General features: G+C 62.6%; 19 protein-coding genes. 7 read left to right on the top strand and 12 right to left on the bottom strand.

The genetic code is table 11. The features are described from left to right. Positions 1 to 57 precede the first annotated feature (57 nt). Complete coding sequence (locus ACVZUB_RS25295; protein WP_054801486.1) at positions 58 to 711, top strand: TetR/AcrR family transcriptional regulator; 654 nt, start codon at positions 58 to 60, stop codon at positions 709 to 711. Here ACVZUB_RS25295 and hutG read toward each other — a convergent pair. From hutG to ACVZUB_RS25240, 11 genes are all read right to left on the bottom strand, one after another. Next, positions 708 to 1,676 carry a formimidoylglutamase gene (gene hutG, locus ACVZUB_RS25290; RefSeq protein WP_042926100.1) on the bottom strand — a complete coding sequence of 323 codons (969 nt, stop codon included), beginning with the start codon at positions 1,674 to 1,676 and terminating at the stop codon, positions 708 to 710. The two genes, ACVZUB_RS25295 and hutG, sit on opposite strands and share 4 nt — an antisense overlap. Positions 1,677 to 1,699: 23 nt before the next feature. Then, positions 1,700 to 2,890 carry an imidazolonepropionase gene (hutI, locus tag ACVZUB_RS25285; RefSeq protein WP_054187472.1) on the bottom strand — a complete coding sequence of 397 codons (1,191 nt, stop codon included), beginning with the start codon at positions 2,888 to 2,890 and terminating at the stop codon, positions 1,700 to 1,702. A gap of 37 nt (positions 2,891 to 2,927) precedes the next feature. After that, the gene (gene hutU / locus ACVZUB_RS25280) at positions 2,928 to 4,601 is read right to left on the bottom strand and encodes a urocanate hydratase (RefSeq protein WP_007732742.1); all 1,674 of its coding nucleotides are present in this window, start codon (positions 4,599 to 4,601) and stop codon (positions 2,928 to 2,930) included. 42 nt (positions 4,602 to 4,643) lie between these two features. Continuing rightward, positions 4,644 to 6,080 carry a purine-cytosine permease family protein gene (locus ACVZUB_RS25275; RefSeq protein ID WP_003940251.1) on the bottom strand — a complete coding sequence of 479 codons (1,437 nt, stop codon included), beginning with the start codon at positions 6,078 to 6,080 and terminating at the stop codon, positions 4,644 to 4,646. Between the two features lie 203 nt (positions 6,081 to 6,283). Next, the gene (locus ACVZUB_RS25270) at positions 6,284 to 7,648 is read right to left on the bottom strand and encodes an FAD-binding oxidoreductase (RefSeq protein ID WP_482627865.1); all 1,365 of its coding nucleotides are present in this window, start codon (positions 7,646 to 7,648) and stop codon (positions 6,284 to 6,286) included. Positions 7,649 to 7,664: 16 nt separating this feature from the next. Then, positions 7,665 to 8,738, bottom strand: a complete 1,074-nt coding sequence (locus tag ACVZUB_RS25265; RefSeq protein ID WP_482627864.1) for a histidinol-phosphate transaminase — start codon at positions 8,736 to 8,738, stop codon at positions 7,665 to 7,667. Then, entirely contained in the window at positions 8,735 to 10,303 is a 1,569-nt protein-coding gene (hutH, locus tag ACVZUB_RS25260) for a histidine ammonia-lyase (RefSeq protein WP_007732730.1), read from the bottom strand. The genes ACVZUB_RS25265 and hutH overlap by 4 nt, the downstream gene beginning before the upstream one ends. 109 nt (positions 10,304 to 10,412) lie before the next feature. Further along, positions 10,413 to 11,204: an IclR family transcriptional regulator gene (locus tag ACVZUB_RS25255; protein ID WP_007732728.1), complete on the bottom strand. Its 792-nt coding sequence runs from the start codon at positions 11,202 to 11,204 to the stop codon at positions 10,413 to 10,415. Between the two features lie 119 nt (positions 11,205 to 11,323). Further along, on the bottom strand, positions 11,324 to 11,986 hold the full coding sequence (locus ACVZUB_RS25250; protein ID WP_030536970.1) for an IclR family transcriptional regulator: 663 nt from the start codon (positions 11,984 to 11,986) through the stop codon (positions 11,324 to 11,326). Between the two features lie 37 nt (positions 11,987 to 12,023). After that, entirely contained in the window at positions 12,024 to 13,166 is a 1,143-nt protein-coding gene (locus ACVZUB_RS25245; protein WP_003940060.1) for a CaiB/BaiF CoA transferase family protein, read from the bottom strand. Positions 13,167 to 13,177: 11 nt separating this feature from the next. Beyond that, positions 13,178 to 14,347: an acyl-CoA dehydrogenase family protein gene (locus ACVZUB_RS25240; protein WP_007732726.1), complete on the bottom strand. Its 1,170-nt coding sequence runs from the start codon at positions 14,345 to 14,347 to the stop codon at positions 13,178 to 13,180. 234 nt (positions 14,348 to 14,581) lie between these two features. Here ACVZUB_RS25240 and ACVZUB_RS25235 point away from each other — a divergent pair, with 234 nt between their 5' ends. The 6 genes from ACVZUB_RS25235 (at position 14,582) to ACVZUB_RS25210 (ending at position 24,444) form a co-directional block, all read left to right on the top strand. Beyond that, complete coding sequence (locus ACVZUB_RS25235; RefSeq protein WP_482627863.1) at positions 14,582 to 19,228, top strand: NAD-glutamate dehydrogenase; 4,647 nt, start codon at positions 14,582 to 14,584, stop codon at positions 19,226 to 19,228. 109 nt (positions 19,229 to 19,337) lie between these two features. Next, positions 19,338 to 20,093 carry a histidine utilization repressor gene (hutC, locus tag ACVZUB_RS25230; RefSeq protein ID WP_024487384.1) on the top strand — a complete coding sequence of 252 codons (756 nt, stop codon included), beginning with the start codon at positions 19,338 to 19,340 and terminating at the stop codon, positions 20,091 to 20,093. A 217-nt stretch (positions 20,094 to 20,310) separates the two neighbouring features. Next, a complete protein-coding gene (locus ACVZUB_RS25225) occupies positions 20,311 to 21,705 on the top strand; it encodes a serine hydrolase domain-containing protein (RefSeq protein ID WP_003940270.1) in 1,395 nt (464 codons plus the stop codon). Between the two features lie 97 nt (positions 21,706 to 21,802). Then, a complete protein-coding gene (locus ACVZUB_RS25220; RefSeq protein ID WP_007732718.1) occupies positions 21,803 to 22,882 on the top strand; it encodes a dipeptidase in 1,080 nt (359 codons plus the stop codon). Positions 22,883 to 22,914: 32 nt separating this feature from the next. Further along, on the top strand, positions 22,915 to 23,850 hold the full coding sequence (locus tag ACVZUB_RS25215; protein ID WP_007732711.1) for an alpha/beta fold hydrolase: 936 nt from the start codon (positions 22,915 to 22,917) through the stop codon (positions 23,848 to 23,850). Positions 23,851 to 23,937: 87 nt separating this feature from the next. Continuing rightward, the gene (locus ACVZUB_RS25210; RefSeq protein WP_482627862.1) at positions 23,938 to 24,444 is read left to right on the top strand and encodes a ClbS/DfsB family four-helix bundle protein; all 507 of its coding nucleotides are present in this window, start codon (positions 23,938 to 23,940) and stop codon (positions 24,442 to 24,444) included. Here ACVZUB_RS25210 and ACVZUB_RS25205 read toward each other — a convergent pair. After that, positions 24,435 to 25,013 (bottom strand): GNAT family N-acetyltransferase, encoded by a 579-nt coding sequence (locus ACVZUB_RS25205; RefSeq protein ID WP_482627861.1) that lies wholly within the window; start codon positions 25,011 to 25,013, stop codon positions 24,435 to 24,437. The two genes, ACVZUB_RS25210 and ACVZUB_RS25205, sit on opposite strands and share 10 nt — an antisense overlap. Positions 25,014 to 25,210: the final 197 nt, after the last annotated feature.

The following is a 25,210-nucleotide window of genomic DNA, read 5'->3' as shown; positions in this document are numbered from 1 at the left end:
AGGGTGACTTACGGATGTAAGGTTGTCAACGTATTCGTTCCTCGGAGGGGAGTCTGTGTGTCACGGCAGCCGCGACAGTTGCTGAACAGGACTCGCGTAATCGAGGGTGCGATCCGCGTTGCCGACGCGGGTGGTGTCGAGGCCGTCACGATGCGACGGGTGGCTCAGGAGCTGGGCATCGAGGCGATGTCGCTCTACCACCACGTGCCCAACAAAGATGCGATTCTCGACGGCGTCGTCGATGCGGTCTTCGAGGCGATCGACCTGCCCGACAGTGAGTGTGTGGATTGGCGAGACGCAATTCGTGGACGCGCCTATTCCGCTCGCAGAGTCCTGTCGCAGCACCGTTGGGCTCTCGGTCTGCTGGATTCGCGACGCAGCCCTGGCTCGGCGACCCTGCGTCATCTCGACGCTGTGCTCGGAGTCCTCCGGAAGGCCGGGTTCACACTCCCGATGGCCGCGCACGGAGCCTCGCTGATCGACAGCTATATCGGCGGATATGTTCTCCAGGAGGCGAATCTACCGATGAGCGCACCCGGCGACGTCGAAGAAGTTGCGAGTGACATCCTCGAGCGCCTTCCGGCTGAAGAGTTGCCCTTCCTTCACGAGATGATCGTCGATCACGGTCTGAGTCCTGATTACGACCACACGAATGAGTTCGCCTACGGTCTCGATCTCATCCTCGATGCGCTCGAGGCGCGCCGAGGCTAGCGCTGAACCGGCACGTGCTTCGTGACTATCCGGTGGATCAGACGAGCAGCCGTTCGGGCAGTGCGATTGTCGACGTCGAGGCTCGGGTTCAGTTCGGCGACATCGAGAACCGCGAGTTTTCCGCTGGACGTGACTCGGTCACATACGTATTGGATGGTTTCGAGGCTGACTCCGTAGGCCGCAGGTGCGCTGACGCCCGGCGCCACCGCTGCAGGCAGGACGTCGAGGTCGATGGTCAGGTAGACCAGATCGACGTCATCGAGGAAGTCTGCGAGGAACTGATCCACGACGCCTCGGCCGATCGCTCCGCATTCTTCGTCGAGCAGATAGCGAACACCGAGGCGGTGAGCCGTGTCGAACAGTGCCGTGGTGTTGCTCGGTTGGCTGATTCCGATCACGCTGTACTGATGCGAGGTGCCTGCCGCGGCTTCGTCCTCGGCGATCTGACGAAAGGGTGTGCCGGAGCTGGGTATCGGATCGCCCCGCAGGTCGAAGTGCGCATCCAAGTTGAGGATTCCGAGTTTGGCTCCGGCGGTTCGCAACTCGGAGCCCGCGACGCCGAGGTATGTACCGTAGGCGATTTCGTGTCCTCCCCCGAGAACCACGGGGAAGTGTCCCGAATCAAGCGCAGCGCTGACGGCGTTCCCGAGTGCGGCCTGACCGGCCTCGAGTTCTTCACCCGACACGGCAACGGTTCCCGCGTCCTGAATCTGCAGTGGTTCGGCCAGCGCCATGGAAGCCAACCCGGCTCGCAAAGCGTCGGGGCCATCCGCGGCACCGCGGCGGCCCTTGTTGCGGCGGACTCCTTCGTCGCTGGAGAATCCGATCAGAACACAGTCGCCGGGAGCTGTTTCGGCTGAATACGGTTGCACGGCATGATGCCACCGCAGATGCTCGGCAGTGGTGCCGTCGGAGCGCCCGGTCCACGGCTTGGGTTCGATGTCGACTGCGATCTGATGTGCCACGACGGCCTCCCGGTGAGTGTATTTCAGTAGCTTGTGGCGAGTGCGCCGTTTTTCCAGACCTCGCGCACCAGAGGGACGCCCGGGCGGTAGGCGAGGTGGAGGTACGACGGTGCATCGAGCGCGATGGCGTCGGCACGTGTTCCGAGAGAAAGGGTTCCGACGTCGGTGCGCTGCAGCGCCCGGGCGCCTCCTGCAGTGGCTGCCCAGACTGCCTCGGCGGGTGTCATGTGCATGTCTCGCACCGCAATTGCTATGCAGAACGGGAGGCTGGTGGTGTAGCAGGTGCCGGGATTGCAGTCGGCGCCGAGAGCTACGGTGACGCCGGCGTCCAGCAGTGCGCGGGCGTCGGGGTACTTGTTGCGGGTGGAGAAGTCGGCACCCGGCAACAGTGTTGCGACGGTGGAACTCTGAGCCAGGGCGTCGATGTCCTCGGCGGTGACGTAGGTGACGTGATCGACGGATGCGGCTCCCATCTCGACGGCGAGTTGAACTCCTGGCCCTTCGCCGAGTTGATTGCCGTGGACGCGGGGGATCAGTCCAGCGGCGACGCCTGCGCTCAGGACTGCATGTGCCTGTTCGCGGTTGAACGCGCCTCGCTCGCAGAAGACATCGATCCACTTCGCGTGTGGCGCACAGGCAGGGATCATCTCGTCGCACGCCATGGCGACGTAGTCATCGACGCGACCGGCATATTCGGGTGGTGGAACGTGGGCGGCCAGCAGTGTGACCTCGTCGGTGAACTGTCCGGCGATCAGTGCGCTGCGTAGTTCGCTCTCGGTGTTCTGCCCGTATCCGGTCTTGCATTCGACGGTTGTGCTGCCCGAGCGCAGGGATTCGTCGAGTAGGCGTCGAACATTGGCCTGCAATTGTTCGTCGGTGGCCGAGCGCGTCGCTTCGATGGTGTTGCGAATGCCGCCGGCGGCGTACTTCTCGCCCGCCATGCGAGCTGCGAATTCCTCGGCCCGCTCGCCACCGAACACCAGGTGCGAGTGACTCTCCACGAAACCGGGGAGCAGGGCCCGACCGCCGATATCCTGACCGATATCGGCAGCCGGGGCGTCGGCGGAATCACCGACCCAAGCAACAACGCCGTCGTCGAAAACGATTGCCGCGTCGTGTCGTACGCCGAGCTTGCCCTCACCCAGAGTCGGGTCATTGGTGACGAGGGTTCCGATGTTGGTCAGAACGGTGGTTCGAGAACCATTCGTGGTCAATGTAATTCCTAACTCAGGGTGAGGTGGTGGAGCTGTTTCAGTTCTCGGTCATCGGGATGCGGACGCCGCGGGTGGCTGCCGTGTCGATGGCGTGGTCGTATCCTGCATCCGCATGCCGGATGACGCCCATCCCGGGATCGTTGGTGAGAACTGCTTCGAGCTTCTTGGCTGCGAGTTCGGTGCCGTCGGCGATGCACACCTGTCCCGCGTGGATGGAGCGCCCCATCCCGACGCCGCCGCCTTGGTGGAGTGAAACCCACGAAGCGCCGGACGCGGTGTTGACCAGGGCGTTGAGCAGCGGCCAGTCGGCGATCGCGTCGGACCCGTCGATCATCGATTCGGTTTCGCGGTACGGCGAGGCGACCGATCCGGAGTCGAGGTGATCGCGGCCGATGGCGATCGGTGCGGAGAGCTCGCCCGAGGCCACCATCTCGTTGAACTTGAGGCCGGCGAGGTGGCGCTCACCGTATCCGAGCCAGCAGATGCGAGCCGGAAGGCCTTCGAAGGCAACCTTTTCGCCGGCCATGGTGATCCAGCGGCGCAGGTGCTCGTTCTCGGGGAAGAGTTCGAGGATGGCCTTGTCGGTGGCCTCGATGTCCTTGGGATCACCCGAGAGCGCCGCCCAGCGGAAGGGGCCGAGGCCTTCTTCGAAGAGCGGACGGATGTAGGCGGGAACGAATCCGGGGAAGTCGAATGCACGGTCGTAGCCGGCCTTGCGGGCCTCGTCGCGGATGGAGTTGCCGTAGTCGAATACCTCGGCGCCGGCGTCCATGAATCCGACCATGGCCTTGACGTGTGCGGCCATCGCGTTGCGGGAATCTTCGGTGAACTTCTGCGGATCCTTCTCCGACATGGTCTTCATGTCGCCGAAGTCGATGCCGATCGGCAGGTAGGCGAGGGGATCGTGCGCCGAGGTCTGGTCGGTCACGATGTCGATGGGGGCCTTCATCTCCAGCAGCGCCGGGAAGATCTCTGCCGCATTGCCTTCGAGGCCGATGGAGAGCGGCTTCTTGGCATCGCGTGCCGCGGTCGCCAGTTCGAGCGCGTGCTCGATGCTGTCTGCCTTGGTGTCGAGGTACTTGTGGGCGATACGACGGTCGATGCGGGTGATGTCGCAGTCGACGCAGATCGCGACGCCGTCGTTCATAGTGACGGCGAGAGGCTGAGCGCCGCCCATGCCGCCGAGACCCGCAGTGAGGGTGATCGTTCCGGCGAGTGAGCCGTTGTAGCGCTTCTTCGCGATGGCGCCGAAGGTCTCGTAAGTACCCTGCAGGATTCCCTGGGTGCCGATGTAAATCCAGGAGCCTGCGGTCATCTGGCCGTACATGGTCAGGCCGAGGTCTTCGAGACGGCGGAACTCTTCCCAGTTCGCCCAGTCACCGACCAGGTTGGAGTTGGCGATCAGCACTCGCGGTGCCCACTCGTTGGTGCGGAAGACACCGACCGGCTTGCCGGACTGCACCAGCATGGTCTCGTCGTTCTTCAGCGTCTTCAGCGTGGCGACCATGGCGTCGAAGGCAGCCCAACTACGCGCTGCGCGACCGGTTCCGCCGTAGACGACGAGGCTGTCCGGGTGCTCGGCAACATCGGGGTCGAGGTTGTTCATGAGCATGCGCAGGGCACCCTCCTGCTGCCAACCGAGCGTCGTGAGCTCGGGGCCGCGGGGAGCACGGACGGGGCGCGGCTCGTGGCCGGGGGTGCTGATTTCCATTGTGTTCTCCTAGCTTGCTGAAGTTCGAAAGACGTTGGGGGATCAGACGCGAGAGTCGGTCATCGCGGTGTGATCGGGGTAGATCATCGACGAAGGGGGATTGCTCGTGCGCTTGGCGAGTGGGTAATAGATCAGCCCGGTGAACACGATGCCGACCAGCCACGAGATGTCGGCGCCGCCGAGCATGTCCGTGACGGGGCCGGTGTACATCTTCTGGGCGAGGAACGGGATCTGGGCGAGAACGCCGGCGGCGTAGCAAGCCAATGCGGTGAAGTTCCATGCTCCGTATCGACCGTTGACGTCGTACAGCGCCGGAATGTCGATGCGTTCCTTGGAGATCAGGTAGTAGTCGATCAGATTGATCGCACTCCACGGCGTGAACACCATCAGCAACACCAGGACGAAGTTCTTGAAGTTGTCCAGGAAGTCGGCGCTGGCGGCGATGGCGATCAAGACCGAGACCGCAGTGAAACCGAGGATGTAGAGGGTGCGCGCGGTGCTCGAGATTCGCGACTGTCCGTTGAAGGCGGTGACGGTGGTCAGGATCGACATGAATCCGCCGTAGGCGTTGAGCACGTTCACCGTCAGCTTGCCGACCAGGATGACGAAGTAGATCAGGAAGGCGATGGCAGCGGGTCCGGCCAGATCTCCCATGAAGCCGACCTGGTTACCCAGGAACGCGTCGCCGGCGCAGGCCGCGACGAGAGCGCCGAAGGTCATGGACCACTGCGACCCGATGACACTACCGAGGAACGTCGACCAGAACGTGGTGCTCTCGGAAGTGCTGCGCGGCAGGTAACGCGAGTAGTCGGCGACGTACGGGCCGAAGGTGAGCTGCCAACCGGCACCCAGCGAGATCGCGAGCAGGAAGGTGACTATGTCGAAGCCCTTGATGCCGACGTACGAGGCGACGTCGTACTCGAGGAACAGTCGAACGGCCAGGTAGGAGAAACCGACGATGCCCACGACGGTGGCGATCCTGCCGACGATGTGGATCAGCTTGTAGCCGGTGACCGCGACGAATGCGGTGAGGAGACCGAAGACGACGATGCCGACGGTGGGGCTGTCGATGTGCAGGATCTTGTTGACGGCCTGTCCGGCCAACACGGTGCCGGTGGCAGCGAAGCCGAGGTACATCAGGATGACGAGAACAAGCGGTACGACTGCTCCCTTGACGCCGAACTGGGCGCGACTCGAGATCATCTGGGGGAGACCCATACGCGGGCCCTGTGCGGAGTGAAGCGCCATGACAGCGCCACCGAAGATGTTGCCGATCAGAAGTCCGACGATCGCCCAGATGGCGTCCGCGCCGAATACGACGGCGAGAGCGCCGTCGACGATTGCAGTGATCTGCATGTTGGCGCCGAACCAGAGAGTGAACTGGCTGCGCGGGGTGCCGTGTCGTTCTGCATCCGGGACGACGTCGATAGTGCGTCGTTCCGGAGTGAGGATGACCTCGGCCGGTCCATCGTGAGTCATAGGCCTGTCTTTCTGCTGCGAGCCCGTCGAGCGACGGAATCGACGTCGGGGTATTGCCCACCTTCTTCGTGCTTGGTGCTTTGCGCCTTGTGCTTTGTGCGCTGGGTCACTGTCACTGCGGATAAATGTATATGCCTGTATATACAGGCGTCAATACCCGGGACCCGTTTTCGCGTAAATGCTGTGTAACACCACGCGAGAAATCAGAAACCCTTACCCGGGTTGAGGATTCCGAGCGGGTCGAAGGCAGCCTTGATCGATCGGTGCAGTTGCATGCTGTCCTCGCCGAGCTCGAGAGAGAGCCAGCGACGCTTCAGAACGCCGACGCCGTGCTCTCCGGTCAGAGTTCCTCCGAGTTCGAGAGCACGCCGGAAGACCTCGTCCGCGGCGGTCCACACGGCTTCGGGGACCGAGCCGTCGGCAGTGCGGTCGAAGACGAAGGTCGGATGGACGTTGCCGTCACCAGCATGCGCGACGGTCATGATCTTGACCATGTGCTCGGCGGCGGCTCGGTCGATACTCTCGAGCATGTCGGGCAGTTTCGACCGCGGGACCCCGACGTCTTCCACGAGACATTGCCCGAGTCGTTCGGAAGCCGGATAGGCGAGTCGGCGAATCTCGAGTAGCTGTGCGGCTTCTGCCGCGTCCTGCGAGACGGCGACAAAATCTGCGCCCGCCCTCTCGAAGTGTTTCTGCATCGCCGCGGCTGCTGCGTCGGCATCGACCCCGTCGGCCTGTGCGATCAGCATCGCGGCGGTGTTGTCTTCCAACCCGATTCGTTTCCAGTCGTCGACTGCGCGCAGCGTTGCTCGATCGATCAGCTCCAGCACGCTCGGTCCGATCCCGTCGCGAACGACCGCGGCAACTGCGTCCGCTGCGGAGCGGAGAGAATCGAAACTGCCGACGACGGTGACCGGTGCTCTCTTGGGCTTGGGCTGCAACTTCAGCGTGGCACTCGTGACGACTCCGAGTGTTCCCTCCGAACCGACGAGAAGACTGGTCAAGTCGTATCCCGCAACACCTTTGACGGTCCTTCGGCCTGTCCGCACGATCCGACCGTCGGCGAGCACAACCTCGAGACCCAGGACTGAATCGCGGGTGACGCCGTACTTCACGCAACGCAGTCCACCGGCGTTGGTGGCGATGTTTCCGCCGATCGTGGAGATCTCGAAACTGCTCGGATCAGGGGCGTACATCAGCCCGTACTCGTCTGCTGCTCGACTGATGTCGGCGTTGATCACCCCGGCTTCCACGACAGCGAGCTGATCGTCCGGATTGACCTCGAGAATCGAGCGCATGCGAGTGGTCGAGATGACCAGGCAGCCCTCGACGGCTGCCCCGCCGCCCGCCAAACCGGTTCCCGCACCGCGGGTTACCACCGGGACACGGTGAGCAGTAGCCCATTTCAGCGCCTCGGAAATGTCGGCCGCAGTTTCGGCGAGCATGACGGCCGCCGGATGGCCGGGTTCGGCGAGATGGGCCTCGTCACGGCGGTACGAGTCCATTACCGCAGGGTCGGTGATCAGGCGACTCGAACCGATCGACCGAGCAAGTTCGTGGACGGACATTCTTTTCTCCAGTCGGTCAAAGGTTGTGTGCGAGTGCATCCACAGCGGAGATCACGGCGTCTTCTGCTGCCCGCTCACCTACGGTCACCCGCACTCCCTCGCCGGGGAACATCCGGACCGAGACACCCTGCGCGACGCAGGCCGCTTCGAGTGCAGAAGCTCTCTTGCCGAGAGGAATCCACACGAAGTTGGCACCGCTCGGGACCGTCTCGACGCCGCGCAGAGCCAATTGCTCACGTAGGTGAGAACGACCCGCGGTCACCGTTTCGACTATCGAATCGGTGTGTGCCGGATCGGTCAGGGCCGCGCAGGCTGCGGCCTCGGCAACGGCGCTGAGCCCGAAGGGCGGTGCAGCGCTGCGAAGATCCGCTGCGATCGCCGAGTTGGTGACGGCATAGCCGGCACGAAGTCCGGCCAATCCGTAAGCCTTGGAGAAGGTTCGGAAGACGACGATGTTGGGAAAGGCTCGAAGCAGGTCGACGCCGTCGACGTCGCTGGTCGCGAACTCCCGGTAAGCCTCGTCCAGAAGGATGAGGACGTCACCCGGGATTGCACGGGCGAACGAGACGAACTCGGCGGTCGAGAACTCGCTACCGGTCGGATTGTTGGGGTTGCAGACGAGTACCGCGCGGGTCTGCGGCGTCACCGCCGCCGCCATTGCACTCAGATCGTGCCGATGTTCGGAATCGAGTGCGACGGGTACACCGCTCGCCCCGGCGATTCCGATCAGTATCGGGTACGCCTCGTAGCTGCGCCACGGGTAGACGACCTCGGTGCCCGGACCCGTGTACGCAGTCAATACCTGCTGGAGCAGTGCCAACGACCCGGCGCCGACCAATACCTGGTCGTCGCCCACGCCCAGACGGTCGCTCAACCGAGCGATCAGCGTGTCGCCGAACAGCGACGGATACAAGTGCGAGTGTGAGGCCGCGAGATTGACGGCCTCGAGAATGGCCGCCGAGGGTGCAACCGTCGACTCGTTGCTCGACGCCCGCCACCGAACCTGCTCGAGGCCGGCGGCTTTGGAGTATCGAGGGAGTGCTTCGATTTCGGGTCGGGGGCGAGGCCTCAGCGCACCGGGCGCGGTCATGCCAGGGCGCCGATCGCGTTCTCCGCGGCCGCAACAAGTGCACCCGATGCCGCCAAGTCCACCGCGGCCTCGATCTCGGGGGACAGGAAGCGATCGGTACCCGGCCCCTGCACCTTCTCGCGCAGGGTCCGAAGGACGGCTCCGGTGGCGGGGGAGGGCTCGAGTGGGGAGCGCAAATCGATTCCTCGTGCTGCAGTCAGTATCTCGATCGCGAGAACTCGGGTGAGACCGTCGATGGACCGGCGGAGCTTGCGTGCACCCGACCATCCCATGGAGACGTGATCTTCCTGCATGGCCGAGGAGGGAATCGAATCGACACTGGCCGGGCTCGCGAGTCGCTTGAGTTCGGACACGATGGCAGCTTGTGTGTACTGCGCGATCATCAGTCCGCTGTCGACACCGGGGTCGTCGGCGAGGAAGGGGGTCAGACCGTGATTGCGTGCTACGTCGAGGAAGCGATCGGTGCGGCGTTCGCTGATACCCGCGACATCCGCGGTCACGATGGCGAGGAAGTCCAAGACGTAAGCGACGGGAGCTCCGTGGAAGTTACCGTTGGATCGAACCCGTCCGTCGAGGGTGACAACGGGATTGTCGACAGCACTGGCCAATTCGCGCCCGGCAACCAGTCGGGCGTGATCGACGGTGTCGCGTGCGCCGCCGGCGACCTGCGGTGCGCACCGCAGTGAGTACGCGTCTTGAACCCTGGTGCAGTCAGGGCCCGCATGGCTGGCGACGATCGGGGAGTCGGCAAGCAAGCGCACCATGTTCGAGGCGGCCGCGCCCTGTCCGGGGTGGGGGCGAAGCGCCTGAAGATCGGCGGCGAACACTTGATCGGTGCCGAGCAAGCCCTCGACGCTCATAGCGGCAGCGATGTCGGCCAACTTGAGCAGATGATCGAGATCGGTGATCGCAAGGGCCAGTTGACCGAGCATCCCGTCGGTACCGTTGATCAGTGCGAGGCCTTCCTTCTCGGCCAGAACCACCGGTTCGAGACCATGGGCAGCCAATGCCGTTGCCGCATCGGTGAGTTCACCGTCGGCGGTGCGGACGGAACCTTCACCGATGATTGCCATCGCCACATGCGCCAGTGGTGCCAGATCTCCCGAGCATCCGAGGCTGCCGTATTCGTGCACCACCGGGGTGATGCCTGCGGTGAGTAGGTCGGCGTACGCCTGTGCGACCACGGGGCGCACTCCGGTTCGCCCGGTGGCGAGCGTCGACAGACGCAGAAGCATCAAGGCCCGGATCACTTCGCGTTCGACTTCCGGTCCCGAACCTGCCGCATGTGAGCGGATCAGGCTGCGCTGCAACTGTGTCCGCAGATGCGCTGGAATGTGCCGGGTGGCAAGTGCGCCGAATCCGGTGGAAACTCCGTAGACCGGTGTGGGGTCTGCGGCCAGCGCTTCGATGCGTGCACGACTTTCGGCGATCGCGGCCAGTGATTCCGCGGTCAATGCAACGCCGTATCCGTTGCGCGCGACGTCGACGACGTCGGCGATGGTGACAGCGCCGATTCCGACCTCGATGGTTCGGGTGGCTGTCTGGGTGGCAGGGGTGGCGTTCATGGGACTCCAATGATGATTCGTGGCTATCTAACAAAGTCTTGTATACGAGACTCTAGTCTTGAATATGAGACGAAAACAAGGCCCGCAAAGTACGGAACGGAGAAGTTGGCTACATGTCTGCGGTCGGGGTCTCCACCATTCGATCTCCGAGATCGGCGGAGAACTCGGCGCTGACGGCGCGCACTCGGTCGGCGATCAGGGCACTCTCCTCGGCCGATTTGGAGCCGGAGAGGAAGGTGACGCCGAGAGCTGCGACCGGACGACCGTCCCGTGTGATCACGGGGCTGGCGATGCAGTTGATCCCGGATGTCGTCGCATTCTCTTCGACCGCATATCCGCTCTCACGTGCTGCGGCGAGCAGTTCTCGCAGTTCGGCGAGCGTCGACGGACCCGTTCCGGTCCGCGTCGGCCAGGTGTACCCCTCGTAGAGCGCGCTGATCTGTTCCGCATCCAGACGGCTCAGAATCGCCCGCCCGACTGCGGTGAGATGCGCCGGAAGGCGGGTCCCGATCTCGGTCACCAACCGAACGCCGGGCTTCAGAGGTTCACGTTTGTCGAGGTAGATGACGTCAGAACCCTGAAGTACCGCCAGATGGGAGGTCTCGTCGGTCGACTGAGTGAGTGCCAGCATGAATCGTTGGCCCTCACGGTGAAGTGGGCCGGACCGCATGTACGACGCACCGACTTCGAACGCCGAGACACCCAGGGTCCAGGCGCGTTGATCAGCCCAGTACGAGACGAACCGTCGATCCCGCATGACATTGAGGAGGTGATGCGTCGTACTCTTCGGCAGCTCGAGGGCGCTGGAGATTTCTGCCGTCGCCAGCGGCACACCCCGGCGGGCCAGGAGATCGAGCACGTCGAGCACGCGCTCAGCAGATTTCACGCGGCTCGTCGTCATATGGGGTGTGTCCTTACGGGTAGGGCTGAGGTGGGAGCGGGGAACCACATTGTCTCGGATACGAGACTGAATCGCCAAGTGCTCGGATACGAGACTGAATCGCCAAGTGCTCGGGGTGGTCAGGGAGTCTGGTTGCCGAGTTCCGCGGACAACCGGGCGCAGTGCTCCACCAAGACGCGGCCGTGGCTGGCGCAGACCTCGTCCGTCAGACGGAAGGTCGGGCCCACGACGCTGAGCGCTCCGGCTATCTGACCGACCGCGTTGTAGATCGGCGCGGCAACTCCGGTCGAGTGATCCTCGATGGTGTCGTGCGCAATGGCGTACCCGCTCTCGCCTACCTTGCCGCTCAACGCTGCGCCGACGGCGGTGCCGTCCAGGGGAACGCTCTGGCCCACCCACCCCATGTGGCGGATCGCGTGCGTGCCCTCGATCTGATCGAGATACAGCGCAGTGTCTTTCGGTCCCTTCGTCGACAGGTAGGTCGACTCTCTGGTGGTTTCGGCGATGGCCTTCATCGCGGGCCGCGCTCTCGGCAACAGTTGATTGTCACCGAGAGCGCGAGCCCCGATCTGTAGTAGCCGCGGGCCGACGCGATAGACGTTGTCCTCGCCGCGGACGACGAACTCGGTTTGTTCGAGGCTTCTGATCAGGCGAAGCGCGGTACTGGTTGCCAGATCGGTTGCCTTGGCGGCGTCGCCGAGCGTCAACCCGCCGTGCTCGACGATCGCACCGAGAAGTTCGAACGTGCGATTCGCGCTGCGGGTCACGTCGCCGGGGGCCATGTCCTACTCCAAGTGCCGAGGGATGTCTGCGCTGAATCTATCGCGAGCCCGGCAGTACCTCACCGTGGTGCTCGTCCAGCAGGGGACTGCGGCGGACATCGGGGCGTCGGCTATCACCGAACACGACGGGTTGTCGTACGTAGGAGATTTTTCCTGCTACCGGGTGCTCGAACGATTCGACGACTCCGCGATACTCGGCCTGCGCGGAGGTGAGTGCCTGCTGGACGTCCCAGATTTCCGAGCCGGCGAGGCCCGCGTCGCCGAGAATACCGACCACGTCGGCGACGGTCTTTCCGGCAGCCCAGTTTTCGATCTCCTTGCGCAGTGCCGGTTCGTTCTCGGTCCGGGCGGTGTCGTCGGCAAATCGGGGATCTGCGATCAGGTCGACGCGATTCATCGTCTGCGCCAGCTTCTCGAAACCCGACTGGCTCGCAACCGCGAGGACGAAGAGTCCGTCGTCGGCCTTGTAGGTGTCGAACGGTGTTGACACCGGATGACGGTTGCCGACGCGTGGGGGAGTGAGCCCGGTGGATTGCAGTTGGCTGTGTGCTGTCGGCAGCATGGCGAGCATGCTGTCGAACATCGCGACGTCAAGGTGCTGCCCGAGTCCGCTCGCCCGTGCACTCAGCAGGGCGGTACTGATTCCCCAGGCGGCGAACAGCCCGGCGACCAGGTCTCCGAACGACTCACCCAACCGTGTCGGCCCGGATTCCTCCGAACCGGTGATGCTCATGATTCCCGAAAGAGCCTGGACTACAAGGTCGTAGGCGGCGGCTCCGGACATGGGCCCGTCCTGTCCGAAACCGGAGATGGACGCGTACACGATCCGCGGATTGCGAGCCCGCGCAGCCTCGTAGTCGATTCCCAGGCGCTTGGTGACGCCGGGGCGAAAGTTTTCGACGACGACGTCGGCGGTCTCGATGAGCGTCAGCAGCGCCTCACGGTCCTCGTCGTTCTTGAGGTTGAGTGCCACCGAACGCTTGCCACGATTGAGCACGTTGAAGTAGATGCTCTCGCCGTCGCGGAACGGGCCGAGGTGCCGAGAGTCTTCACCGTGTTCGGATTCGATCTTGACGACGTCCGCACCGGCGTCGGAAAGCAGTGCGGTGCAGTAGGGTCCGGCAAGGACGCGCGAGAGGTCGATGACCCGGATGCCGTCGAGTGGGGGAAGTGCAGTCATGTCCGCGCCTTTCAGAACTCGGTGGAACGCGGCGACGGAGCATTGCCGGCAATGGTGAGCAACTGGATCTGCGAGGTGCCCTCGAAGATGCGGAGAATGCGGCAATCGCGGTACAGGCGTTCGATTTCCGATTCGCGCATGAAACCTGCGCCACCGTGGATCTGTACGGTTTGATCGACGATCGAGAAGCAGGCTTCGGTGGCGACGTACTTCGAAATCGATGCGGCGCGGCGGATGTCCTGACCGGCGTCCTTGACGTCGGCGGCCCAGTCTGCGGTGACGCGTGATGCGACAAGTTGCGCGTCGCAGCCACCGAGGAGTAGCTGGATTGCCTGGAAGTCGAAGATCGGCGTGCCGAACTGCTTTCGCTCCGTTGCGTACTCGCGTCCCAGTTCCCAAGCGCGCAGAGCGATGCCGTTTGCCATTGCCGCTACGTCGATGCGTGCTCGGTTCAGGGCGGTCAAGGCAATGTTGCCGCCGCGACCTTCGGTGCCGATCACGGAGTCGAGCGGCAGAACGACGTCGTCGAGGTAGACGGTGTACGTCGGGGCCGAACGAATTCCCATCTTGTCCTGCGGCTCCGAGTAGCTGATTCCCGGAGTTCCCTTGGGGACTACGAAGGCGGTGATGCCTCGGAATCCTGCGCTCGGGTCCGTCTTGGCGAAGAGCACGACCAGGTCGGCTTCCTTGGCGTTGGAGATGTACGTCTTCGATCCGGAGAGATGCCAGCCGTCGTCCTCGCGTCGGGCGACGGTACGCATCGAGGCGATGTCGGAGCCGGCATCGGGTTCTGTGAGTGCAAAGCCGGCCAGTAGTTCGCCCGACGCGAGCTGGGGCAACCAGCGATGCTTCTGCTCTTCGGAGCCGCCGACGAGAATCGGCTCGAGGCCCAGGTAGTGGGCGGTGTAGATCGATGCCAGCGCGGCGTCGGTGCGTGCAACTTCTTCGATGGCGACCAGTTGGGTTCGTGTCGACAGACCCAGGCCGCCGAATTCCTCGGGCACGGAAATGCCCATGAGGTCCTGCTGCCCGAGGCGCTTGACCAGCTGCGCCGGGAACTCCTTGGACTCGTCGCGTGCGGCTGCTCCTGGGTGGATCTCGGCGTTGGCGAAGGCTCGGACAGTGCTGCGGAACTCTGCGAGATCGACGCTGTCGGTGTCGGGCGCGGTCTGGGTAGTCACGGGGGCTCCTTCGAGGCGGAATAGTTACGAATTTCATCTAATGAAATCTAATTGCCACTAGTTGGCATGGACTGACTATGGCCGAGGGTGGCGAATTTGTCCAGGGGTGAATTTGTTGTGTCGCGGCTCACGTTCTGCAATGATCAACTTGTCTAAGCCTGTATAGACAAGTTGATTGCGGATCGAACCCACTACAAGTCGGAAGCAGCGTGGCTTTCGACGGAAGGTGCTGACATGAGCCTCGTTTCAGTCGACACGACACCGGACTCCGAGAATGTGAGGAGGGTGTCCAGTACGTATTTCGAGGGCTTGTCGGCGGATCGATACGCTGCGCTCGCCGAAGACCGCAAGCTGGCGATTGTCGCCGCGCACATGGACCTTTCGCGTCGACGAGGACACAACTCGTCGATCTCGCGACTCGCGCCGGCCGGGGAGTTAGGGGATGGCCCCGCGATTCAATACGTCGGCGACGACATGCCGCAGCTCGTCGAAGCGGTCTTGGCGACACTTGCCCGTGCCCGCGTGGAACCTGAATTCGTGGTGCACCCCGTGCTTCGCACAGCCGTACAACCGGCGCACAGCACCGAAGACGCCCGGGCCGGGGAGCGCACCGAATCATGGATCCACATAGGACTACCCGCACACTGTTCGGACGCGCAGGCGCAGGTGATCGCGGACGACGTCGCCGGAATCCTCGACCGTATCGCGCGTGCCTTCCGCGATTCCGTGCCCCTGCGGGACCTCGTCGACGAGGCGCGCGAGCAACTGGACTCGAACGGCTACGCCGAAGAAGCTGACTTTCTCCGGTGGTGCAGCGCCGGAAACTTCAGTGTCATCGGTGGTGCGCGAACTGTCGACAGTGACGAGCCGTACGCCATCGGCGTGCTCCCCGATCCAACCGGCTCTTCGGATTCGAAAGCGGCGCCCCTCGCGATTGCAGTGGTGTACCTCCGGCAAGGGTTCGGTGGATCCGAATACGCCACCGAGATCGACGTGTCCGTCGGCGACCGTGCGTACCGATTCGTCGGGTTCTTCACCGCGACCGGTATCGTCGCCGACGTCAGGCTAACCCCGCTCGTGCGAGGACGCGTCGCAGACATCTTCGAGGCCTCAGGATCCACCGTCGATTCGTTTGTCGGACAATCGATGCTGGCAGTGATTCAGTCGATTCCGGTCACAGTGCTCCTGGCGGCCGAGCCGGCCCGAATCGCGGACGCGCTGGACGAACTCACTTCCGTGGACGGCCGCACATCGATCCATCTGTTCTTGCAACCGGTGGGAAGTTCCCCGGCGACAGGGCGAGATCAAGAGTTGTCGGCTTTGCTCTTCGTTCCGCGCGAGAAATTCAGTACGACGATCAGAACAACGGCCGAGTCGGTACTCGCCGACGCACTCGGTGCCCACAATATCGAGTTCTCCAGTCGAGTCTCGGAATCCCCCTTGGCCGTCGTACATTTCACGGCCACAGTCGGCGGCGGCGCGAACTTCGCGTCGGCGCGACAAGCACGGGAGATTCGGGACCTCGTCGTCGACGCGTGCCTGACGTGGGACGAACGATTCGTTCTGGATGCTTCGCACTACGACGAGCGGCGCAGGCGTGCTCGGTTCGCCGAGCGAGTTCCGGCGGCATACAAGCAGGATTTCGACGCTGTCCGAGCCGCCGAGGACATGGCGGTGTTCGAGGGCCTCGCGCCCGGAGAAGTAAGTCCACGGTTGGCCCGATCTGTCGACGGACCGGGTACTCACCGTCTCGGGCTGTACGTCTCGGGTGATCCGCTCTCGCTGGGCGAGGTGCTGCCCGTATTGCAGAGCCTGGGCGTCGAAGTGGTCGACGAACGTCCGTACGAGATCGCACCGGTGGGAACCGAACAGTCCAGGATCTACGAGTTCACGCTCGACTATCCGAGTGCTCCGGTCGAAGGCTTCGACAACTTTGCCGCGCGATTCGCGGCGACGTTTGCCGCGGTTCGAAACGGTGACGCCGAGCCGGACTCGTTCAACGAATTGGTCGCGATCGCGGGACTCGGCTGGAAACAGGTAGTGGTGCTGCGGGCATACGCGGAGTTCTTGCAGCAAGCGGGATTTCCTTACAGCACCGGTCGCGTCGCCGAGGTACTTGCCGATCATCCCGAGATCGCCGGCAGATTGTGCGAATTGTTCGAGAGCCGTTTCGATCCTGGCGTCGTCGACGGAGATCGAGGTGCACGTGCAGCAGCGGACGTGGAAACGGCCGTGGCGCAGGTGCAAGGACTCGACGCCGATCGGATCCTGCGCGCATTGTCCGAACTGGTCCGTAACACGTTGCGTACCAACTATTTCGTGTATCCCACTCAATCGCTCGGCGCGCTCTCGTTGAAGTTCGATTCGGAGAAGCTGTCCGTATTGCCTTTCCCTCGACCGAAGTTCGAGATATTCGTGTACTCACCCGATGTAGCAGGTGTGCACCTTCGTTTCGGTACGGTGGCTCGCGGCGGCTTGCGCTGGTCGGATCGGAAAGAGGACTTTCGCACCGAGGTACTGGGATTGGTGAAGGCGCAGGCAGTCAAGAACGCAGTCATCGTGCCTGTCGGAGCGAAGGGCGGATTTGTCGTCAAACGCCCACCGGTTCCAGGGCTGGGCGCAGACGCAGACCGAGAAGCCGCGTTGGCGGCCGGGATCGATTGCTACCGATCCTTCATTCGCGGACTACTCGATCTGACCGACAACGTCGACAAGCAGAGCGGGGCCGTTGTCGCGGCGCGGCGGGTCGTTCGCCACGACGGAGACGACACGTATCTTGTTGTCGCCGCGGACAAGGGAACTGCGAAGTTCTCCGACATCGCGAACGAGGTTGCCGCGGAGTACGGATTCTGGCTCGGCGACGCCTTCGCGTCCGGCGGGTCGGTCGGCTACGACCACAAAGCCATGGGTATCACGGCGAAGGGCGCCTGGGAAAGTGTCAAGCGGCACTTCCGTGAGCTCGGCGTCGATACCCAGCACGATGACTTCACCGCGGTGGGGATCGGAGACATGAGTGGCGACGTCTTCGGCAACGGTATGTTGTGCAGCAAGCACATTCGCCTGATCGCGGCGTTCGATCATCGGCACGTGTTCGTCGATCCGGACCCGTCGCCTGAGCGCTCGTACGACGAGCGATCACGTCTCTTTGCGCTCCCCCGATCCTCGTGGGCCGACTACGACCCGACCTTGATCAGTGCCGGCGGCGGAGTGTGGGAACGCTCGGCGAAGCGCGTTCCGATCAGTGACGAGATACGAGAGGCACTGGGCCTCGAGGACGACGTCACCGACCTGACTCCACCGCAACTGGTTCGGGCGATTTTGCGGTCCCCGGCAGATCTGTTGTGGAACGGCGGCATCGGAACGTACGTCAAGGCCTCCGGTGAGTCCGACCTCGAAGTCGGCGACAAGAGCAACGACGCCGTTCGGGTGAACGGCAACGAAGTGCGTGCCCGAGTGATCGGTGAAGGAGGCAATCTCGGCCTCACCCAGGCCGGACGGATCGAATACGCACGCGGCGGTGGACGGATCAACACAGACGCCCTCGACAATTCGGCCGGAGTCGATTGTTCCGACCACGAGGTGAACATCAAAATCCTTCTCGACTCCCTGATCAGCTCAGGCGTCGTCACGGACTCACGTCGTGACGCACTACTCGAATCGCTGACCGACCAGGTCGCAGAACTCGTTCTCGCAGACAACCGTTCGCAGAACGAACTGATGGGTACCACGCGGGCGGATGCGGGGGCGATGATCGGTGTGCACGGCAGAGTGATTTCCAACCTCGAATCGCGCGGGATCGTCGACCGTGTCATCGAAGGGTTTCCGACCAAGAAGCAGTTCGCCGCGGCCGAGAAGTCGGGAACGGGGCTGACGTCGCCGGAACTCGCCACACTGATGGCCCACGTCAAGCTCGATCTGAAATCCACGCTGTTGGCGGGAAGCTCGATCGACAACCAGATCTACCGCCAGGTGCTGGCGAACTATTTTCCGGAGGGCGTTCGAGTTGCAGGGGGTGACGCCCTCGACCGGCACCCACTTCGTCGCGAGATCGTCGCGACAGTGCTGACGAACAACGTCATCGATCGAGGCGGCATCACCTATGCGTATCGGCTCGGTGAAGAAGTCGGCGCTGATCCGGAAGACGCAGTACGTGCCTTCACTGTGGTCTCCGAGGTGTTCGGACTGTGGAAGTTGTGGCACGACATCAGCGAAGCCTCGCTCTCGACCGCAGTGTCCGACGAGTTGATCCTGCTCACCAGGCGACTGCTCGACCGGGCGTCACGGTGGATGCTGACACGTCGTCCGCAACCGCTGGCCGTCGGGGCCGAGATCAGCAGATTCGGTGATCGCATCGCGGAGGCGTCGGCAGAGCTCGATGACTGGCTGGTAGGCGCAGATCAGCGGAACCTGGCTGCGCGAACGGTCCTCATCACGGACAAGGGCGCGCCGGAGAACCTGGTCAGGCGAGTGGAGATATTGCTCGATCAGTTCGGACTGCTCGACGTGGTGGAGATCGCGGACCTTGCCGATCGGACGATCTCGGAGACCGGCGAACTCTATTTCCGGCTCGGTGAGCATGTTGGGCTCGTCCCGATGCTCAATCGAGTGTCGGCATTGAGCAAGGACGGAAAATGGAACGCGTTGGCGAGGTTGTCGTTGCGGGACGAGTTGTACTCGACGGTGCGGGCCCTGACCCTCGACGTCTTGGCCGACGCGGAAGCGGGTGACACGACGGCGGAAAAACTCTCGAGGTGGGAAGAAAGGAATGCGTCGAGAATCGAGAGGTCCACTCTCGCGCTCGCAGAGATCGAGGCGTCCGGGCAACACGATCTTGCTGCGCTTTCGGTTGCGACGAGCCAATTGCGGCGCATGGTGGGTTAGGTCCGGCGCGGACGCTCGCGGATGGATCGGAAAGGTGCACGAGGCGGATAGACTTCGGAGGCCGAACGGGAGAACCGACTCGGTGGTTTTCGACGAACGGGTGGTGGCGATGGCGATTGCCGAAGTGGACGCAGAACTCGCCGTGCTGTTCAACGAGGCAGGCGGCGAGTCGGCCCCTGCCTACGAACGGGTCAAGAACCTCGTGGTCTCGCAGATCAACTCGGGTCGGTGGACCGAAGGCGATCAGCTGCCTTCGGAGAATCAACTGGTCAGTGCGCTGGGGTTGTCACGAATGACGATCAATCGAGCGCTTCGCGAACTCACCAGCGACGGTCTGATCGTGCGGATGATGGGGGTCGGTACTTTTGTCGCCGCCACGAAGACCGCGTCCCCGCTGTTCGAAGTCAAGAACATCGCCGACGAGATTCAGCGCCGCGGCCACCGTCATCGAACCGAGGTCGTCTTCGTTCGTGAGGAAGAAACCGACCACGGGCAGACGTTCCTTCGTGAATCGGTGGGCAAACGGGTGTTCCATTCGCTGATGGTGCACTTCGAGGACGAAACTCCGATTCAGGTGGAAGACCGATTCGTGAATCCGAACGAGGCGCCAGACTATCTGCGCCAGGACTTCACCGCGATCACCCCCAACAACTACTTGAGTGACGTTGCGCCTCTGGTTCGCGGCGAGCATGTCGTGGAAGCGGTGTTGGGTAGCCCGGACGAATGCGAGCTGTTACGCATCGATCGCGGGGAACCGTGCCTGCTGATTCGCCGCCGCACGTGGTCGGCTAACGGATTGGTCAGCGCGGCGCGCTTGATCCATCCGGGTTCACGCAATCGCTTGGAAGGAACCTTCGAGCGTTGATCGTTTCGAATGGCGAATCCTGAACACTCGCTCGTCGGATTGCACCATTTTCGGGGCCGACTTCGGTGCAATCGACCAGGACGTGACTGCGAGCACACTGAGATCATGGGTGGACGGTTATTGCTTCCGCAACCTCACTTCCCGACGAGTGAGACCTGAGCGGATCCCAGCAACGCCGTCTACGCCGCTCGCTTCCATGATCGAAGGAGTTCGACCTGTGACCGACTTGCCCAAGGACCTACTTGTCGCCCCGAAGTGGCAGGAACGCCTCGACGAACTGGCAGCCAAGCATTCGGTACCGGGCGCGCAGGTCGGTGTGATCGCGCTGGGCGAAGACGGCGCAGCGGACATCCGTGTCATCACCACCGGAGTGACGAGCCTGAACACGCGCGTTGACGTCGACGCAGACACCCTGTTCCAGTACGGATCCGCGAGCAAGATCTGGACGACGACGCTGATCATGCAGCTCGTCGACGAGGGCAAGCTGACGCTGGACACCCTGGTGGTGGAGGTGCTTCCGGAGTTCACGATCGCGGATCCTTCCAACACGAAGGAAATCACGATCCGCCAGTTGCTCACGCACACAAGCGGTATCGACGGAGACCTGTTCAACGACACCGGTGACGGTGACGACTGCGTCGAGAAGTACGTCGACGAACTCGCGACCGCGATCAGCGTCACCGAGCCCGGCGGGCATCTGAGTTACAGCAACGCGGGTTTTGCCGTTGCCGGCCGCATCGTCGAGGTCCTTCGTGAGATGACGTGGGACGAGGCGTTGGTCGAATATCTCTGGAAGCCACTCGGATTGACGCACATCATCACCAAGGCCAAGGACGCGCCGCTGTTCCGCACGGCCGTCGGCCACGTGGCCAACCCGGATCGGACGTCGCCGGACAAGGTGATTCCGACCAAGCAGTGGCTGCTTCCGCGCGGTATCGGTCCGGCCGGGATCATCACCGGATCGGTCAGCTCGCTCCTGACCTTCGGTGCTGCACACATGCGTGACGGACTCGCATTGACGGGTGAACGCATTCTGTCCGAAGAATCCGCGCGCCTGATGCGCACTCCGCAATTCGACCTGACCGCGGTCTCGAGCGTCGATCAGGCCTGGGGCCTCGGCTGGATCCTGTCCGACTGGGGCGGCGTGACGTCCGCGCAGCACGGTGGTGCGACGATCGGCCAGATCACTCGTTTTCACACCTTCCCCGAGCTCGGTCTCGCCATGGCCGTGGTGACCAACTCGCGTGGCGGCGGCGCCCTGGCCCACGACATCGAGAAGGAGATCGCCCAGGAGCTCGATCTCGTTCTGCCGGAACCGAAGTCCGAGCCGAATGCGGAAGACATCGACCTGTCGCACATTCTCGGAACCTATGAATCGACAACCGTGCGAATCGAACTCACGCGCGGCGAGGACGGCGGATTCCAGGTGCAGAACTTCGCCAAGGTCGAGATCGACGGCGAGCCGCCGGCTCCGCCCACCAAGGTCGTACCTCTGTCCGCCTCCAGGTTCTTGATCAGTAACGAGAGCGCTTCGGGTGAGATGGCTCATCTCACGATCGATGGCGAGCAATATCTCTACATGACAAGGCTTTTCAAGAAGATTTCCGACTAGTCGCGGCGAGATGATTCTCTCCGCTGAATGAAATCTCGGGCAGGTCGAAGGCGATGAGGGCCCTCGACCTGCCCGCACTACTTTTCGAGGAAAACTCATGATGAAACCTCTCGCTCCTTTTCCGGACGTGAATCACCCCGCGGCACTGGATGCTTACGGCCTTGCGCCGGTCATCGACGGTCACAACGATCTGGCCTGGACGGCTCGCGAAACTGCCGCATACTCGGTGGAGAATCTCGAGAAGGATTCCATCTTCCAAACCGACATCGACAAACTCGGTCGCGGCGGCGTCGGTGCGCAGTTCTGGTCGGTTTACACCCCGTGTGACAGGACGGAGCCAGAGGCGGTTCAGTACACACTCGAACAGATCGACTACGTGTACCGGATGATCGAGCGATATCCGGATACTTTCGAATTCGCGCGTACAGGTGACGACGTGCGTCGCATCTGGAGCGAGGGCAAGGTCGCGTCCTTGTTGGGCGCGGAGGGCGGTCACAGCATCGGCAGCTCGCTCGGTGTCCTGAGAATGATGGCGCGCCTTGGTCTTCGGTACATGACGCTGACGCACAACGACAACACCGGGTGGGCGGACTCCGCGACGGACACTCGAGTACACGGCGGGCTGACCGACTTCGGTCGCGAGATCGTGCGCGAAATGAATCGGCTCGGCGTACTCGTCGACCTGTCGCACGTCTCGGTGGAAACGATGAGAGATGCCATCGAGACGTCGTCGGCGCCGGTGATTTTCAGCCATTCGTCGTGCTCTCAGCTATGCGGTCACCCCCGTAATGTTCCCGACGACGTCATGCGACTGCTCGCGGACAACGGCGGGGTCATCATGATCGCCTTTGTACCCATGTTCCTTTCTGCCGAGTACAACGAGTGGTTCAAAGGCGGGCGAGTCGGCCCACGACCGGCGATGACAGTGGACCATCTCGCCGACCACGTCGAGCATGCCCGAGACGTCGCGGGCATCGACCACATCGGTTTGGGCAGTGACTACGATGGGTTCGACGACTTTCCGGACGGTATGCAGGACGTATCCGGTTTCGCGGTGTTGATAGACCGTCTGGCGGAACGCGGTTGGTCCGCGGAGGACTTGGCAAAGCTGATGGGCAACAACGTGTTGCGTGTGCTCGACGAGACCAGTGCGGCCTCGATGTCGAGCCTTTCCTAGCCGTATCGACGCCCGAGAAGATGAGGATGAGAATGAAGAAGATTCGTACCGTTGCACTGAAGCTGGTTGCTTCGGTGTCCGTAGTTCTGGTTGTGCTGGTATCGATAGCGCTCGTATTCAATGTCGGCTCCAGCAAAGCGAGCGTTCCGGCCGGGGAGACGGGCAACCAGTTCGTGTCCGTCGACGGAAAGAACATGAGCTACTCGATCCGCGGCAACGGCGATCAGACCATAGTGCTGTTACCCGGGTTCGGAACGTCCGCACCGATTCTCGACTTCACACCGCTTGTCAACGAGCTCGCACCCGACTACCGCGTCGTCACGATCGAGCCCTTCGGTTACGGCTACAGTGACGGAACGGACAAGGACCGCACGACTGCGAACATCGTCGAAGAGATTCATACGGCAGTACAGTCGCTGGGAATTGACGAATACATCCTCATGGGGCACTCGATCACTGGTCTCTATGCGCTGGACTACACCGCGAAGTACCGTGACGAGGTCACCGCATTCGTGGGTATCGACAGCAGTGTTCCAGGGCAGCCGAACATGGATACCAAATTCCCGATCGACGCACTCCGAGTTGGAAGGCAATTGGGCTTGGCGGAATTGCTGTCCAAGGTCGTCGGTGGTGAAGCCTCGGACGAGTACCTCGATCCCGCCGCAAAGGACGAGATGCGACAGTTGACTGCGAAGAACAACTTCAGCGATACCTATCTCAACGAGATGGATCATCTTTCCAGTAACTTCGCTGAAGCAATCGGCAAGACGTTCCCAGCCGATCTTCCGATTCTGTTGTTCGCCGTGAACAATTCAGAAGTTCAGGGCTGGACAGAGCTGCACGAGGGGCAGGCAGCCTCCGTCGATCACGGAGAGGTGATCTTGCTGGACGGAGACCACTACCTGCACCACACCAGGTCGAAGGAAATCGCCGAGAACCTCGGAAGGTTCTTGGGTGAGCTGAACTGAATCCGGGAGGACGTTAAAGTTGGAGGCGGGGCCATCGAGTCGAGATGGTCCCGCTTCTTTCTTCTCCACTGATCGTTCGGAGGCATTGTGGCGCAGACCTGGTCACGCGAAGAACTGGTGAGCGAGCTGGACTCGGCGTATTCGAAACTCGAAGCGTTACTCGACGGCGTCGCCGAGGCCGATGCGTTCGACGCCGTTGCCGTCGACGCGTGGACGGTGCACGACGTACTCGCTGTGCGTGTCTGGTGGGCAGAGGCCGTCGCAGAGTGGATAGGTGCCGGGCTGCGAGACGAGGCTCCGCAGACGCCGGCGGCGGGTTACAAGTGGACGCAAACACCCGCACTGAACCAGTCGGTTGTCGACGCGAGCATCGACATTCCGGCTCAGGAGCTTCGTGACCGCTTGGGAGCTGCTGTTGCGATATTGCGCAACTACATCGAGGCCCTTGACGATGATCAACTGCTGTCGGTCGGGGTTTTCTCGTGGACCCGGACGTGGCCGGTCTCGAGGTGGATCGCCGTCAACACGATCACCCAATACGCGTCGTTGTCGAAAATGATTCGGCGAGTGCTGAAGTCGAACAATCAGCCCTGAAGTCGATGCATCCGCCATACGTCCGGTCCGTCGGGGAGCGAGGTCTGGCCGACGATCGTGAAACCGAACCGTTGGTACAGCGGTAGATTTCGTTCGGTCGACGTATCGATCCAGCAATTCTGTTCGGTTCGATCCAGTTCCGCCAAAGCATGTTTCAGTAGCGCAGAACCCAATCCGGTTCCGCGTGAGCGCGGCGTCGTACCGATCGTTGCCAACGACCACGCGTTGTCGGGGACGGGAAGCGCAGACAGTTGTTCGTCAGCCTGAAGAACGCGCTCGAACCGATCTCCGTGCAGTTCGACGATCTTCTCGACGGTCGCTTCATCAGGCTCTGGAGTGTCCGGCGGCAGGACTGCGATGACGCCGTTGCCGGAATCGTCTATGTAGGAACGCCCGAACGGTAGTGCCAGGTGTTCGAGGTAGATCCGTTGCAGAGTCGCGACGCGTTCCACGTGGGAGTCTTCGGCGACGCACCAGTTCGTCCAGGGGTAGTCGGCAAACGCCTCGCCGAGAACCTCGGCGGCACGGTCGAGGTCGTCGATGGACAGCGGTCGAACAGAATTCTGCATAGTGCCACTTCAGCACAGTGAGGTCTTCCGTCGCCACTCGATTTCGGCGGTGTAGCAGGTGCGCGGGCCGTGGTCACGTACTTGTGAGTTCATTCAAGAAAGTTGGACGAGGCTGTCGATCCTGCGTTGACTGGTAGTGATCGGGCAATCGCCGAGCTGTCAACTCCGGGCACGTGAGATCCGGGTACGGCGATTCT

The sequence above is a fragment of the Rhodococcus sp. OS5 genome (assembly GCF_056837585.1).
Note: the sequence above shows the minus strand (reverse complement) of the source record. Positions and strands in the feature narration are given on the sequence as shown.